12 protein-coding genes and 1 riboswitch are annotated in these 14,552 nt (G+C 72.0%); of the genes, 8 read left to right on the top strand and 4 right to left on the bottom strand.

The window, feature by feature from the left end; genetic code table 11:
- Positions 1–120: 120 nt before the first annotated feature.
- Positions 121–1,293 (bottom strand): sensor histidine kinase, encoded by a 1,173-nt coding sequence (locus AC0AIB_RS03535; protein WP_328342456.1) that lies wholly within the window; start codon positions 1,291–1,293, stop codon positions 121–123.
- Positions 1,290–1,946 carry a response regulator transcription factor gene (locus AC0AIB_RS03530; protein WP_328342457.1) on the bottom strand — a complete coding sequence of 219 codons (657 nt, stop codon included), beginning with the start codon at positions 1,944–1,946 and terminating at the stop codon, positions 1,290–1,292. Before AC0AIB_RS03530 ends, AC0AIB_RS03535 begins: the two co-directional genes overlap by 4 nt.
- A 126-nt stretch (positions 1,947–2,072) precedes the next feature.
- On the opposite strand from AC0AIB_RS03530, the gene AC0AIB_RS03525 reads away from it, so the two are divergent.
- The 4 genes from AC0AIB_RS03525 to AC0AIB_RS03510 are packed head-to-tail and all read left to right on the top strand — an operon-like array spanning position 2,073 to position 5,722.
- The gene (locus AC0AIB_RS03525) at positions 2,073–2,618 is read left to right on the top strand and encodes a hypothetical protein (protein WP_328342458.1); all 546 of its coding nucleotides are present in this window, start codon (positions 2,073–2,075) and stop codon (positions 2,616–2,618) included.
- Complete coding sequence (locus AC0AIB_RS03520) at positions 2,615–3,754, top strand: peptidoglycan-binding protein (protein ID WP_465096001.1); 1,140 nt, start codon at positions 2,615–2,617, stop codon at positions 3,752–3,754. The genes AC0AIB_RS03525 and AC0AIB_RS03520 overlap by 4 nt, the downstream gene beginning before the upstream one ends.
- A gap of 28 nt (positions 3,755–3,782) precedes the next feature.
- Complete coding sequence (locus tag AC0AIB_RS03515; protein WP_328349017.1) at positions 3,783–4,469, top strand: ABC transporter ATP-binding protein; 687 nt, start codon at positions 3,783–3,785, stop codon at positions 4,467–4,469.
- On the top strand, positions 4,466–5,722 hold the full coding sequence (locus AC0AIB_RS03510; RefSeq protein WP_465096000.1) for an ABC transporter permease: 1,257 nt from the start codon (positions 4,466–4,468) through the stop codon (positions 5,720–5,722). Before AC0AIB_RS03515 ends, AC0AIB_RS03510 begins: the two co-directional genes overlap by 4 nt.
- A gap of 122 nt (positions 5,723–5,844) precedes the next feature.
- Here AC0AIB_RS03510 and AC0AIB_RS03505 read toward each other — a convergent pair whose 3' ends face one another.
- Positions 5,845–7,698, bottom strand: a complete 1,854-nt coding sequence (locus AC0AIB_RS03505; protein ID WP_465095999.1) for a hypothetical protein — start codon at positions 7,696–7,698, stop codon at positions 5,845–5,847.
- An 818-nt stretch (positions 7,699–8,516) separates the two neighbouring features.
- Here AC0AIB_RS03505 and AC0AIB_RS03500 point away from each other — a divergent pair.
- Positions 8,517–8,966 carry a DoxX family protein gene (locus AC0AIB_RS03500; protein WP_328342463.1) on the top strand — a complete coding sequence of 150 codons (450 nt, stop codon included), beginning with the start codon at positions 8,517–8,519 and terminating at the stop codon, positions 8,964–8,966.
- Positions 8,967–9,022: 56 nt separating this feature from the next.
- Here the strand turns inward: AC0AIB_RS03500 and AC0AIB_RS03495 are convergent, their stop codons facing one another.
- Complete coding sequence (locus tag AC0AIB_RS03495) at positions 9,023–9,748, bottom strand: hypothetical protein (protein ID WP_465095998.1); 726 nt, start codon at positions 9,746–9,748, stop codon at positions 9,023–9,025.
- 300 nt (positions 9,749–10,048) lie between these two features.
- Positions 10,049–10,184, top strand: a riboswitch (SAM riboswitch).
- Between the two features lie 9 nt (positions 10,185–10,193).
- On the opposite strand from AC0AIB_RS03495, the gene thrC reads away from it, so the two are divergent.
- From thrC to paaN, 3 genes are all read left to right on the top strand, one after another.
- On the top strand, positions 10,194–11,480 hold the full coding sequence (gene thrC, locus AC0AIB_RS03490; RefSeq protein WP_328342467.1) for a threonine synthase: 1,287 nt from the start codon (positions 10,194–10,196) through the stop codon (positions 11,478–11,480).
- Positions 11,481–11,750: 270 nt separating this feature from the next.
- Positions 11,751–12,770, top strand: coding sequence for a GNAT family N-acetyltransferase (locus tag AC0AIB_RS03485; protein WP_465095997.1), 1,020 nt, complete (start codon positions 11,751–11,753; stop codon positions 12,768–12,770).
- A 52-nt stretch (positions 12,771–12,822) separates the two neighbouring features.
- A complete protein-coding gene (gene paaN, locus AC0AIB_RS03480) occupies positions 12,823–14,496 on the top strand; it encodes a phenylacetic acid degradation protein PaaN (RefSeq protein WP_328342469.1) in 1,674 nt (557 codons plus the stop codon).
- The last annotated feature ends 56 nt before the right edge of the window (positions 14,497–14,552 follow it).

Below are 14,552 nucleotides of genomic sequence, written 5' to 3'. Positions count from 1 at the left end.
GCGATCATGGAGTTGTGGTGCCGACTTTGGGGGTTTTACGGGCGTTCTGTTACCCACCACAACTCCATGATCGGCGAGGCAGCGCTGGTTGACGAACAGCCGTTCGGGTCAGGAGGCGGGTCATCCGGCGGTGGGGAGGGAGACGGTGACCACCAGGCCGCCGTCGGGGCGGGGGGTCGCCCGTACCGTCCCGCCGTGCGCCCGCGCCACCGCCCGGACGATGGACAGCCCCAGGCCGAAGCCCCGGTGACCGGCAACCCGCTCCCGGTTGAGCCGGCGGAACGGCAGGAACATCGTCTCGATCTCGTAGCCGGGCACCACCGGCCCGCTGTTGCTGACCGTCAGGGTGGCCCGGCCGTCGACCACGGCGGTGGTGACCGAGAGCCAGCCGTCCGCACCGATGTTGTGCCGGACCGCGTTCTCCACCAGGTTCTGGGTGAGCCGTTCCAGCAGGACCGGGTCGCCGACCGTACGGGCCGGGGCCAGCGACCGGGTGACGCCGAGCGGGGTCGACCGGGCGGTCTGTTCCGCGACGTGACCGGCGATCTCGGCGAGGTCCACCTCGGCGTGTTCGGCGAGTTCGTTCTCCGAGTCGGCGAGGGTGAGCAGCCCGTCGATCAGCCGCTCGTGGCGTTCGTTGACCGCCAGCAGGGTCTCGCCGAGCTGCCGCAGCTCGGCCGGGGCGTCCGGGCGGGTGATCGCCAGCTCCACCAGGGACCTGTTGATCGCCAGCGGGGTGCGCAGTTCGTGCGAGGCGTTGGCGACGAAGCGCCGTTGCCCGTCGAAGGAGCGGTCGAGCCGTTCGAGCATCAGGTCGAAGGTGTCGGCCAACTCCTTCACCTCGTCGGTAGGCCCGGCCAGGGCGATCCGTTCGTGCAGGCCCCGGCCGGCGCCGTCCGCCCCGGCGATCCGGCGGGCCGTGCCGGTGATCTGCTGCAACGGCTGCAACGCCCGGCCGGCGACCAGCCAGCCGAACGCGACAGCGGCGATGGTCACCACGGCCAGGGCCACCCCGCCCTGGGTGAGCAGCGAGTCCAGGGCGTCCCGCCGGGCGTCGTCCTGTACCTGCCGGACGAGGTTGCGCAGGTGCTCGGCCTGCTCGGCGTTGATCTGGGTGCCCTGCGGCAGCGAGATCGACTCCTTGCCGCCCGCCCCGCGCAGGTTGAACCCGAGACCGTGGGCGAGCCGCTGGTCGACGAGCACGTACGTCACGGCGAGCAGCACGGTGCCGGCGAGCAGGAACAGGCCGCCGTAGATGAGGGTCAGCCGGGCCCGGATGGTCGGTTTCCTCATCGGATCTGGTACCCCACCCCGGGTACCGTCTCGATGACCGGTGGGTCGCCGAGCTTGCGCCGCAGCTTCATCACGGTCACCCGCAGCACGTTGGTCATCGGGTCGATGTGCTCGTCCCAGGCCCGTTCCAGCAGGTCCTCGGCGGAGACCACCGCGCCGTCGGCCCGCAGCAGCTCGGCCAGCACACCGAACTCCTTGCGGGACAGCGGCACGAAGTGGCCGTCCCGGGTGACCTGCAACCGGGACGGGTCCAGGACGATCCCGGCCCGGGTCAGCTGCGGCGGGACGGCCGGCCGGGTACGCCGGGTCAGCGCGTGCACCCGGGCGCTCAACTCGACGAACGCGAACGGTTTGGTGAGATAGTCGTCGGCGCCGATGGCCAGGCCGGCGACCCGTTCCCGGACGGCGGCGGCAGCGGTCAGCATCAGGATCCGGGTGTCCAGCTCGGCGTTGACCAGGGCACGACACACGTCGTCGCCGTGCACCACCGGCAGGTCCCGGTCGAGCACGACCACGTCGTACCCGTTGACGCCGATCCGTTCCAGGGCCGCGTCGCCGTCGTACGCGACGTCGACCGCGAACGACTCCCGGCGCAGCCATTCGGCGATCGCGTCCGCGAGCAGCTTCTCGTCCTCGCACACCAGTACGCGCACCGTTCCATCCTCGCCCACCCGGGATAACCACCGCGTTAACGTCGCCGCTTATGCCCTGGATACCGCCTGAGGAGTTGAGTTGTCCCTGATGCCGGCTGTCTGCCGGCCGGAAGGGAGTGACGAACAATGCGACGAAGTCCGCTGAGCCTGCTCCTCGCCCTGCCCGTGGTGGCGGCCCTGACCCTGACCGGCTGTCAGGCCGACGACTCCGACGACTCCGGGGTGGCCACCGCCGGTGGCGGTGGCGTGCAGCCCTCGCTCTCCGCCGCCGCCGGGATGAGCGACGAGGAACGTCAGCTCAAGTTCGCCGCGTGCCTGCGGGAACAGGGGCTCGACGTGCCGGACCCGGAGCCGGGGCAGAAGGGGCCACGGTTCAACTTCGGGTCGGACGTGGACACGGCCAAGGTGCAGGCGGCGCTCCAACAGTGCCGCGAGTACGCCCCCAACGGCGGGCAGCCCCGGCAGCTCGACGCCGACCAGGTCGAGCAGGTCCGCAAGCTCTCCAAGTGCATGCGGGAGAACGGCGTGCCGAACTTCCCGGACCCGGCTGCCGACGGGCGGGTCCAGCCCGGCCAGGCCGGCCTCGACCTCAAGGACCCGAAGCTGCGGGCGGCGTTCGACAAGTGCCGGGAGACCGTGCCCAACCTCGGTAACCGCCGGGGGACGTCATGAGCACCGCGACCCGGCCCGCCGAGGTGGCCGCTGACGATCCGGACGAGCCACCGGCCAGACGTGGGCGCTGGCGACCCGGATTCCTGCTCGGCGGGGTGGCGGTGCTCGTCGTGGCGGTCGCCGGTGCGGCGGTCACCTTCGCCACCGGTGGCCACGCCGACCGGCCGGCGTCGGCCGATGGGCGGCCACCGTCGAGCACCCCGGTCACCCGGCAGACCCTGGTCGACCGGGAGACCAAGAACGGCGAGCTGGGGTACGGCACCCCGCGCGCCCGGGACAGCCGGCTGAACGGCACGGTCACCTGGCTCGCCCCGACCGGCGCGACGGTCAAGCGGGGCAGGACGCTCTACCGGGTCGACGACGAACCGGTGGTGCTGCTCTACGGCGGTCTGCCGGCGTACCGGATGCTGCGTTCCGGGGTGAGCGGCACCGACGTCAAGCAGTTCGAGCAGAACCTCGCCGCGCTGGGGCACACCGGCTTCACCGTCGACGAGGACTTCACCTCCGCGACCGCCGACGCGGTCCGGGACTGGCAGGAGGACCTGGGCCTGCCGGAGACCGGCCAGGTCGAGCCGGCCCGCATCGTCTACGCCCCCGGCGAGGTACGGGTGGAGAGCCACGGCGTCGAGGTGGGGGACACCGTCGGCGCGGGCAAGGTGGTCCTCTCGACCACCGGCACCGCCCGGCAGGTCACCTGCACTCTCGACGTCTCAGACCAGCGGCTGGCCCGCAAGGGCGCGGAGGTGACCATCACCCTGCCGGACGGCACCCGGAGCACCGGCAAGGTCGACACGGTCGAGACGGTGGTGCAGACCTCGGCAGCATCGACCGGCCAGGAGGCGAAGACCGAGACCAAGATCGAGGTCACCGTGACCGGGGACGACCCGAAGGTGCTCGCCGGTTACGACAAGGCGGCGGTGGACGTCGGCTTCGTCGCCTCGGAACGTGCCGACGTGCTCACCGTGCCGGTCGCGGCGCTGCTCACCCTTGCCGAGGGCGGTTACGGGCTCCAGGTCGTGGAGGAGGCCGGCACCCGGATCGTCGCGGTACGCACCGGGCTCTTCGCGGACGGCCGGGTGGAGGTCTCCGGCGAGGGGGTCGCCGACGGGCTGACCGTGGGGATGCCCGGTGACTGAGCCACCCCGGGTCGCCCAGCCGGACCGCGTGGTCGAGCTGCGTGACGTGACGAAACGCTACGGCGACACGGTCGCCGCCCTCGGCGGGGTTTCGATGACCGTCGACCGGGGCGCCCTGGTGGCAATCGTCGGCCCGTCCGGGTCGGGGAAGTCCACCATGCTCAACGTGATCGGCACCCTGGACCGACCCAGTTCGGGCGCGGTCCACATCGACGGGTACGACGCCGCGCGGCTGTCCGACCGGGAACTGTCCGCGCTGCGCGCCAGCCGGATCGGGTTCGTGTTCCAGCAGTTCCACCTGGCTGCGGGCGTACCACTCGTGGAGAACGTGGCGGACGGCCTGCTCTATGCCGGGGTGGCCCGGCGGGAGCGGCGGCGGCGGGCGGAGGCGGCGCTGCGACGGGTCGGCCTGGGGCACCGGCTGGAGCACCGGCCGCACCAGCTCTCCGGCGGAGAGCGGCAGCGGGCGGCGATCGCCCGCGCGGTGGTCGGTGAGCCGCCGCTGCTGCTGGCCGACGAGCCGACCGGCAACCTCGACTCCCACTCCGGCGCCGGGGTGATGGAGCTCCTGCACGAGCTGCACGCGGCCGGCACCACGGTCGTGGTCATCACCCACGACCGGGAGATCGCGGCGAGCCTGCCCCGGCAGGTGCAGATGCGCGACGGGCTGATCGTGGCGGACTCCGCCACGCCGACCGAGGGGGTACCCCGATGACCACGACACCGCTGCGGTCGTCGGGCGCAGCACGGCGGACCGCTGCCGCGCGGCCGGAACGGCTGCGGCCGGCCCGGCTGAGCCCGCGGGACGTGCTGCGGGTGGGCGGTGTGGGGCTGCGTACCCGGCCGTTGCGGGCGTTCCTGTCCGCCCTGGGCATCGCCATCGGCATCGCGGCGATGATCAGCGTGGTCGGCATCTCCTCGTCGTCCCGGGCCGACCTGGACCGGACCCTGGCGGCCCTCGGCACCAACCTGCTCACCGTTGCGCCGGGCAGCACCCTCTTCGGTGCCGACGCCCAGTTGCCGGTCGAGGCGGTCGGCATGATCAGCCGGATCGGCCCGGTACGTCAGGTGTCGGCCACCGCCCAACTCGCGGACACCCCGGTCTACCGGTCGGACCGGATTCCGGCGGCGGAGACCAACGGGTTGGGCACCCAGGCGGTGGAGCTGGACCTGCTCGACACCGTCGGCGGCTCGCTGGCCAGCGGGACCTGGCTCAACGAGGCCACCGCGAGGTATCCGGCGACAGTGCTCGGGTCCGTCGCCGCGGAACGCCTCGGGCTCGGCGCGGCCGGACCGGACATCCAGGTGTACGTCGACGGGCGGCGGTTCACCGTGATCGGCATCCTGCGGCCGGTCCCGCTCGCCCCGGAAATCGACTCGTCGGCGCTTGTCGGCTGGTCGGCCGCGACCACCTATCTCGGCCTGGACGGGCATCCGACCCGGATCTACACCCGCTCGGCCGAGCAGCACGTCGAGGCGGTCCGGGGGGTGCTGGCGGCGACGGCCAACCCGGAGCAGTCCAACGAGATCCAGGTCTCCCGGCCGTCCGACGCGCTCGCCGCCCAGCAGGCCACCGACGAGGCGTTCACCGGCCTGCTGCTCGGGCTGGGCGCGGTGGCGTTGCTGGTCGGCGGGGTGGGGGTGGCCAACACCATGGTCATCTCGGTGATCGAGCGGCGGGCCGAGATCGGGTTGCGGCGGTCGCTGGGGGCCACCCGGGGGCAGATCCGGACCCAGTTCCTCGCCGAGTCGCTGCTGCTGTCCGCCCTGGGTGGGCTGGGCGGGGTGCTGCTCGGCGGTCTGGTCACCGCCGGTTACGCCAGCTCGCAGGGGTGGCCGACGGTGGTGCCGCTCTGGGTGGTGGCCGGCGGCATCGGGGCGACCATCGCCATCGGCGCGTTGGCCGGGCTCTACCCGGCGATCCGGGCCAGCCGGCTCGCACCCACCGAGGCCCTCGCCACCCCGTGACCGGCCCGCCCCGACTGCCGGATGGCCGGGGCCGGGTGGGTGGCGCCGGCCCGGGTGGTCGGCTGGCCCGGCGGCCGGTGCGGGATCTCACCGGCCGCCGAGCCAGGGTCGGTCGGCCGGGGTCAGCGGCGGCCCACCCGGATCAGCTCCCAGCCCCCCTTCGGGACGCCGGGCGTCGGGTCGGTCCGCAGGTTCATCGGGTTCGCCATCCCGAGGTAGAGCGTCGGGCCGTCCGCGACCATGGTGCGGACCCCCTGGTTGAGCGGGTTGCCGAAGCCTCCGGTGTCGACCGCGCGGGCGGGTCGGCCCGGCGCGTCGAACGACCAGAGATCGGCGCCGAAGGTCGGCGGGCTGGTCGCCGCGCCGGCCGGGGGCGTCGTCGTACCGGCCGGTGGCGTCGGCATCTCACCCTCCAGCGAGATGTACGCGAAGTCCATGGTGCCGACGTAGAGCCGACCACCGGCCACCGCCATCTTCCAGGCGTACAGGTTGAACGGGTCGCCGAAGCCGGAACCGCCGTAGACCGGGGTGGTGCCGGTGGGTGCCGGGGCCCAGGCGCCGACGCCGTTGTTCGCGGTCGGATCGAAGGCCGGCAGCGCCGACTCGCCGTAGAGCGTCTCGACCCGTTCGTGCGTGCCGCCGAGGTCCTGGCCCCGGAAGACGGCGAACGCCCGCTGGGTGTTCTGCACGGTGGCCTGGAGCTGTGCCGGGCTGCGCGGCGGGTACACCGAGAGGTGCAGGGCGGTGGCCTGCAACGGCACGTGCATGGTGCCCCAGTGGAGCCGGCCGCCGTAGGAGGCGAGGCCGCCGAGGGCGTACGCCCGGCGTACCACCGGGTCCGGCTCGTAGTCGGCGGCCGACCAGACCTGCGTCCAGTTGCCGGCGTCCTCCGGGTTGAGGCCGGGTGCGCCGGTGGCCAGCGGCGGGCTCATCCAGATGCTGGCCAGGTCGGCCCGGTCGGTGTCGTCGGCCGCGTCGGAGCGCGACGCCTGGCCGCCGCCGACGGCCCGCGGCGCCTGCTCGCCGACGTCGGAGTACGACGCCTGCGGGCCGGTGGGGTGGTCGGGGCGCAGCGGCGGGGCGTCGCCTGTGGCGCGTCCGGCCACCGAGCCGTCCACTATCGCCTTCGGCCAGGTCGAGACGTAGAGCCGACCCTGGTGTTCGGCGAGGTCGGCGACCTGGGTGGGCAGGTCGGCGACCTCGGTGAAGGTGAACGGGTCGGCACGGTTGCCGGTCCAGCGCAGCACCCGACCCGCCTCGCCGCCGTTGGCACCCAGGCCGACCCCGGCGTAGAGCACACCTCCGGCCACCACCCAGTGCCTGATGTTCTCGTACGCGGAGAGGTTGGTCGAGCCGAGGTACCGGCCGGTGACGGTGTCGAAGGCGAACACGTTCACCCCGTCGACCACACTCGGGCCGCCGAGGAGCACGACCCCCTGGTGGGCGGCGGCACTGCGCAGCCCGGCGGTGGTGTGCAGCAGGTTCGCGTCCGCCGGGGAGGCGGACGTGATGTCGGCGGTGCGCTCGGTGAGCCGCTCGGTGGTCAGGTCGTAGGTGAAGACCTCGGGGGTGCGGTGGTCGCCGAGGGTGGCCGGCAGGGCCGGGTTGCTCCGGGCCGGCTGGCTCTGGCCGAACTCGCAGGCGTAGTCGTCGTTGAGGATCGGCTCGCGGACCTGGTAACCCTCGGGCTTCAGACAGAGCACGTTAGCCCCGGTGCCGAACCAGAGCCGGTGGCCGGCCTGGGCGAGGCCCCAGACGTACGACTGGTTGACCTTGGGCTGGCCCTCCGCACAGGGCGGGCCGGGTGGATAGTCGACACCGATGCCGGCAAAGCATTCATCGGCGGCGGCCTTGGCGAGCAGCCGTACCGATTCAGGCCGGGTGTCGGCGCTGGCCGGAGTGGCGTGGACGGGCAGCAGGATCAGGATGGCAAATGCGGGCAGCAGTCGCCGGGGCAGGGGTGGTCGACGTCGCACGGGGGTCCTTTCCGCGAACATCCGGATGAGCTGGCGGCAGCCGGGACGGGGTGGGCTGGACCGCTCTCGACCAGGGGGGATGGGGAGTCGACGTTGCCCATGGAACCGCAGCTGAGAGCAGGGAAATGCATTGACTGATGGGAATTAAAAACCGACACCGATGGTGCTGGCCCGATCGGGGTGGTGTGGGGCCGGACGGGTGAATTCGGGAGTGGTCCTGCAGTTCCGGGAGCAACGTGGTGACGAGGCTAACGTATTACGACGCCCGTTATCCCGGGAGAACCTGTTAATGATTTTTAAACCGGCAGGCCTGCTGCCTCAGGCGGAGTCGCTGCCGAACTTGTGCGTGGGGGCGGCCTGGGCGGGTGGGGGGAAGTTGCCGATGAGTGCAATTTCGGGGTGTCCCGGGCGTTTCGCGGCAGCCGAGTGATGTCGTTCGAGGTAGCCAGGGTTGCGCGCGCGAGCGAGGGGTGGGTGGTCGCGGTGACCCCTGGAGTGACCCCACGCGGATTGCGTGCATATTCATTTTCCATAAACTCGGACTATGAATTTGATGACAGTTAATTCATAGTTAACAATCATTACGTTCGCGTGCTTGGTCACCCACGGTGGGGGGCGGGATGGGACGGCGGGTGCGGAGGCTCGCCCGTGCGATCGATGTGTACGCGTCTTGGTGCCGCGTGACGGTGGGCCGGTCCGTGGCGGCGGGGTGGGGTAGTGTTTCCAGGCGGGATCTTCCCAGTAACAAAGATTTTATAGGTTTGAATGCTTTAATGCCTCATCATGGGTGGGAGTCAATCCCTTCCATGGAGGTTCCCATGAACGTCTCTCGGCTCGGCGGGCCGATCCTGTCCCTGTACCGCATCGTCATCGGCCTGCTGTTCACGCTGCACGGCCTGTCCTCGGTCTTCGGGTTGTTCGGCGGCAACCCGATGACCGGCAAGGCCGTTCCGGTCGGCACCTGGCCGGGCTGGTGGGCCGCACTGATCCAGCTGGTCTGCGGCGCGCTGGTGCTGGCCGGGCTGTTCACCCGGCCCGCCGCGCTGCTCGCGTCCGGCTCGATGGCGTACGCCTACTTCGTGGTGCACCAGCCCGAGGGCCTGCTGCCGCTGCGCAACGGGGGCGAGCTGTCGGCGCTCTTCTGCTGGTCGTTCCTGCTGATCGCGGTGCTCGGCCCGGGTGCCTGGGCGCTCGACACGCTGCTCGCCCGTCAGGGTGCCGACACCGCGCCGGCACCGGTGACCGAGGCGAGCTCGGTGCCGGCCTGACGCACTGACCGGCGTCGCCGGGGAACCTCGACGAGGTTCCCCGGCCCCGCGTCCGGTCAGGGGTTGTAGGGGGCGTCGGTGTGGCTCACCTCGGTGAGCTTGTGGCCGGCGAGCTTGTAGACCGACGTCCGCTTGATGTCCAGCTCGGCCATGCCCCGGCTGGGGCTGCGGGTCAACCAGACCACGGTGGCCTTGCGCCCGGCCACGTCGATCGACAGGACCGGGGTCCGGTCACCGAGGTCGACCAGGGCCTGGAACGCCGGCACGCCACCGTCGTTGCGCCACGCCGCGAGGGTGTAGAAGGTGCCGGTGCCCCCCGAGTTGACCGCCACCGCGCCCACCGCGTCGTCCGCGCCGTCCCCGTCGAGGTCGCCGATGCCGCACGGCTTCTGGAGCTTCACGGTGGCCCCGTCCTCGCCGGACCACTGCCCCCCGGCCAGCGGCAGGTAGTCCGGATAGCCGTTGTAGGGCACCTTGCTGCTGCCGAGCCGGGCCTCTGCCAGATGGGCACAGGTCATCGGGGCCTTGACCGGGGCGGCGGCAGCTGTGGTCGGGGTGGCAGCCGGCGCGGTGGTGGGGGCGGCCTTCACCTCCGGCGACGACACCGGGCCGGTGGGAGTCGCCTCGGGCGAGGCCTCACTGAGCACCGAGGCGGTGGAGGGCTCGGTGGACGGGCCGACGGTGGGCGCTGCCTCGCCCGTTCCGCCCTGCTCACCCCCGCAGGCGGCGGTCAGCAGGCAGACCAGGGTGAGGGTCGCAAGGCTCGACGGGATCCGTCGCATGGGCGGGGGTCCTCTCTCGGACGTCAGGTGTCCCGCACCGTACTGATCGACGGCAATGTCGGTCATCGGCTCGACGGTCGGCCCGCGTCGGCCTGTCGGAGCGCGGTCAGGGGCCGACCGGCGGGCCGGCGTACTGGTGTCTCTGTGCCGCGCAGACAGGCGTGTTGAGCTGGAAGCTTGCCCGAAACATCGGCGACTGTCGGTGCTGCCGGCGGGCGGCCGGTGGGCGGGTGGTTCACACCGTGGGAGCGGACTGGGCGACGGCGGCGAAGCTGCCTAGACTCGGTGGCACAACTGCATACCTCATCCAGAGGGGCTGAGGGATACGGCCCGACGACGCCCCGGCAACCACCCCGCGCGCTCATCGCTGAGCGTCCGGCGGGGCAGGTGCCAATTCCGTCCCCGCCGCAGGGTGCGATGCGGGGAAAGATGAGAGGAATCCGACATGACGTCGACGCTCGCCGCCCCCGGTATCGACACCACCGCCAGCCCCGCCCGCGCACTGGTCTGCCGCGCCTGCTCCGCCCGTTACCCGCTCGCCGCGCAGCACGCCTGTTACGAGTGTTTCGGCCCGCTGGAGGTCGACTACGACACCGCCGCGCTGGCCACCGTCACCCGGGAGCAGATCGAGGCCGGCCCGCAGAACATCTGGCGGTACGCCGCACTGCTCCCCGCAGGCCAGGACCCGGCCACCCGGGTCACCCTCGATCCCGGGCTGACCCCGCTGGTCGCCGCCGGGCAGCTCGCCGCAGAGCTGGGCATCAGCGCGCCGCTCTGGATCAAGGACGACAGCGCCAACCCGACCCACTCGTTCAAGGACCGGGTCGTCTCGGTGGCGCTGACCGCCGCGCGGGCGCTCGGCTTCCGCCGGTTCGCCTGCGCCTCGACCGGCAACCTGGCCAACTCGGTGGCCGCCCACGCCGCCCGCGCCGGAGTTCCCTCGGTCGTCTTCATCCCCGGCGACCTGGAGCAGGGCAAGGTGATCACCACCGCCGTCTACGGCGGCGACCTGGTCGCCATCGACGGCTCGTACGACGACGTGAACCGGCTCTGCGGCGAGCTGGTGGAGACCGACGAGTTCGAGGACACCGCCTTCGTCAACGTCAACGTCCGGCCGTACTACGCCGAGGGCTCCAAGACGCTCGGGTACGAGGTGGCCGAGCAGCTCGGGTGGCGGATCCCGGCCCAGGTGGTCATCCCGATGGCCTCCGGTGAACTGCTCACCAAGATCGATAAGGCGTTCACCGAGCTGGTCGAGATCGGTCTGGTCGAGGCGCCGGCCGGGGGTTGGAAGGTGTTCGGCGCCCAGTCGGCCGGCTGCAACCCGATCGCCACCGCCCTGCACGCCGACACCGACGTCATCACCCCGGTCCGGCCGACAGGCATCGCCAAGTCGCTCAACATCGGCGACCCGGCCGCCGGCCTGTACGCCCTGGAGGCGGTGCGGCGTACCGGCGGCTGGATGGAGTACGTCGACGACGACGAGATCCGCGCCGGCATCCGGCTGCTGGCCCGGACCACAGGTGTCTTCGCCGAGACGGCCGGCGGGGTGACCGTGGCGGTGCTGCGCAAGCTGGTCGAGTCCGGCCGGCTCGACCCGACCGCCGAGACTGTCGTCTTCAACACCGGCGAGGGGCTGAAGACCATCGACGCGGTCGCCGGGCAGGTCGGCCCCACCCACCGGATCAAGCCGTCCCTGCGGGCCGCCCGCGACGCCGGCCTGCTCTCCTGAGCGGGCCGGGCGGAAGCGGCCCGGGGCGAAAAGTGGATCTTTGGGTGACCGGGTTTTCGCGGTGAGTGGCGGAAACCCGCCGGGAAGGACTTGACGGCAGGAACCGGACGGCGCAAGATGCTCCGTGCGGGAGGGCTTTCGCCGGAGACTTTTCAAGTTCTTGCGACCCAACGCCGGAGGCGTTGTGCGAACGTCCCTCCCGACCAACCTCCGAAGGGGGCCAGCGGAAATCCGCTGGCCCCCTTCGTCGTCCCCAGGAAGACTCGCGGCGTGGCCCTTGACATCACGCCGATTGATCCCGACGACCAGCCGACCCTCGACGTGGTCCACCGGATCGCGGCGACGGCCGAGGCGATTGACGAACCGGACCTGCCGCCGCTGTGCCGGCGTCGGTTCGAGGGAGCGCTGCGGCATCCGATGCCCGGCCTGGACGCCCGGTGGTCGGTGGCCCGTCTCGACGGGGTGCCGGTCGGGCTGGTCCGGCTCACCCTGCATCTGCTCGACAACACCGAGAACGCCAGCATCGAACTGGTGGTCGATCCGGCGTACCGGCGGCGGGGGGTCGGCCGGGCGCTGTTCGGCCACGCCCGGCGGCTGCTCGGGGAAGCCGGCTGCAAGCGCATGGTCGGCGCGACCCGGGCCGCACTGCCCGGCGAGCCGGACCGGGAACTGCCCGGGGCGGCCTTCGCGGCGGCGCTCGGTGCGAAGGCGGCGCTCGCCGAGGTCCGCCGCCGGCTCGACGTCGCCACGCTCGACCACGCCCGGCTGGCGGGCCTGCTGGCCGAGGCGCGGGCGGCCGCCGCCGGCTACCGCACGGTCCGCTGGCGGGACCATCCGCCCGAGGAGTACGTCGCCGACGTCGCCGACCTGGAGGGCCGGCTGATGACCGACGCCCCCCTGGGCGACCTGGAGTGGGAGCCGCAGCGGGTGGACACCGAGTGGATCCGGGGCATGGAACGTGCCCTGGACGCGCGGGGGGTCCGCCGGTACAGCGTCGGCGCCGTGCACGAGGCGTCCGGCCGGCTGATCGCGTGGAGCCTGCTCAGCCTGGCCGCGAACACCACCCGGCACGCCTGGCAGCAGATCACCATCGTCGACCCGGCCCACCGGGGGCACCGGCTCGGCCTGCTCTGCAAGGCCGAGAACCTTGAACACACCCTGGGGTACGAGCCGGAGCTGGAAGTGATCGACACCTACAACGCGGCGGCGAACACCTACATGATCGCGATCAACGAACAGCTCGGTTTCCGGCCGGCGGCCGGGTCCACGGAGTGGCAGTTGACCATCTGAACTGTGACACGCCCCTACTGATCTGGTCGACATCTGTTGCATGATGGCGGGCATGACGGAGACCCCGCACCCGCTGTACGACAGGCACGCCGACACCCTGCACCGCGCGCTGACCGCGATCACGGAGCGCGGGTACTGGTCCGCCTACCCCGAATCGCCAAGCCCCCGGGTGTACGGCGAGACCGCTGCCGCCGACGGGAAGGCCGCCTTCGAGGCGTACCTCGGTGGTGATTTTCCGCTCGACCAGCCTGGCGCGGGCGATCGGGTGGCCACCGAGACGAGCCCGTTCGGGGTGGCCCTGGACGTGCGGTACCCGCACCCGGGCGCGGACGAGGCGGTCGCCGCCGCCTCCGCCGCGCTGCCGGCCTGGCGCGACGCCGGCCCGCAGGCCCGGGTGGGGGTCTGCCTGGAGATCCTCGACCGGCTGCACCGGCACATCTTCGAGCTGGCCAACGCGGTGCAGTTCACCAGCGGGCAGGCATTCGTGATGGCCTTCCAGGCCGGCGGCGCGCACGCGCTGGACCGGGCCCTGGAGGCGATCGCCTACGCGTACGCGGAGATGACCCGGCACCCCGCGACGGCCGGCTGGGAGAAGGCCGCCGGCAAGGGCGACCCGCTGCGGATGACCAAGACGTTCCACGTGGTCCCGCGCGGGGTGGCCCTGGTGATCGGCTGCAACACCTTCCCGACCTGGAACTCGTACCCCGGGCTGTTCGCCTCGCTGGTCACCGGCAACCCGGTGGTCGTCAAGCCCCACCCGCGGGCGGTGCTGCCGCTGGCCATCACCGTGCGGTACGCCCGGGAGGTGCTCGCCGAGGCCGGCTTCGACCCCGACCTGGTGCTGCTCGCCCCCGAGGCCCCCGGCGAGAAGCTGGCCTCGACGCTGGCCCTGCACCCGGCCGTGAAGATCGTCGACTTCACCGGCTCCACCGGGTACGGCGACTGGCTGGAGGCCAATGCCCGGCAGGCGACGGTATACACCGAGAAGGCCGGCCTGAACACCGTCGTGATCGACTCCACCGACGACTTCGCCGGGATGTGCCGCAACCTGGGCTTCACGCTGACCCTCTACAGCGGGCAGATGTGCACCACCTCGCAGAACATCCTGATCCCCGCCGCCGGTATCGCCACCGACCAGGGGCACAAGAGCTTCGACGAGGTGGCCGCCGGCATCGCCGCCACCATCGGCAAGCTCACCGCCGACCCGGCCCGGGGGGTCGAGCTGACCGGCGCGATCGTCAACGACGGGGTGCTGGAACGGCTCGACGAGGTCACCAAGGTCGGCCAGCCGGTGCTGGAGTCGCGTACCGTCGCCCACCCGTCGCTGCCCGACGCGGTGGTCCGGACGCCGACCGTGGTCAAGCTCGCCGCCACCGACACCGAGGTCTACGGCCGGGAGTGGTTCGGGCCGATCTCGTTCGTCATCGCCACCGACTCGACCGCACAGAGCATCGAGATCCTCCGGTCCACCGTGGGGGAGTCCGGCGCGTTGACCGCCGCCGTCTACTCGACCGACGAGGCGGTGCTGGACGCCGTCGAGGCCGCCGCGATCGACGTCGGGGTGCACCTGTCGGCCAACCTGACCGGCGGGGTCTTCGTGAACCAGTCCGCCGCCTTCTCGGACTTCCACGGCAGCGGCGCGAACCCGGCCGCCAACGCCGCCCTCACCGACGGCGCCTACGTGGCGAGCCGCTTCCGCATCGTCCAGTCCCGCCGCCCGGCCTAACCCCCGCCCCCGCCCCCACCCCCGCCCCCGCCCCCGGTGCTGGGGCGGGCGTGGGG

This window comes from Micromonospora sp. DSM 43699 (assembly GCF_055517075.1).
The sequence above is the reverse complement of the archived record's forward strand: the minus strand, read 5'-3'. Positions and strand labels throughout refer to the sequence as shown.

What these genes read in the sequence shown, in the direction of transcription:
- AC0AIB_RS03535 (WP_328342456.1), bottom strand. Translation starts at nt 1,293, where the DNA reads ATGAGGAAACCGACCATCCGGGCCCGGCTGACCCTCATCTACGGCGGC.
- AC0AIB_RS03525 (WP_328342458.1), top strand. Translation starts at nt 2,073, where the DNA reads ATGCGACGAAGTCCGCTGAGCCTGCTCCTCGCCCTGCCCGTGGTGGCG.
- AC0AIB_RS03520 (WP_465096001.1), top strand. Translation starts at nt 2,615, where the DNA reads ATGAGCACCGCGACCCGGCCCGCCGAGGTGGCCGCTGACGATCCGGAC.
- AC0AIB_RS03510 (WP_465096000.1), top strand. Translation starts at nt 4,466, where the DNA reads ATGACCACGACACCGCTGCGGTCGTCGGGCGCAGCACGGCGGACCGCT.
- AC0AIB_RS03500 (WP_328342463.1), top strand. Translation starts at nt 8,517, where the DNA reads ATGAACGTCTCTCGGCTCGGCGGGCCGATCCTGTCCCTGTACCGCATC.
- AC0AIB_RS03495 (WP_465095998.1), bottom strand. Translation starts at nt 9,748, where the DNA reads ATGCGACGGATCCCGTCGAGCCTTGCGACCCTCACCCTGGTCTGCCTG.
- thrC (WP_328342467.1), top strand. Translation starts at nt 10,194, where the DNA reads ATGACGTCGACGCTCGCCGCCCCCGGTATCGACACCACCGCCAGCCCC.
- paaN (WP_328342469.1), top strand. Translation starts at nt 12,823, where the DNA reads ATGACGGAGACCCCGCACCCGCTGTACGACAGGCACGCCGACACCCTG.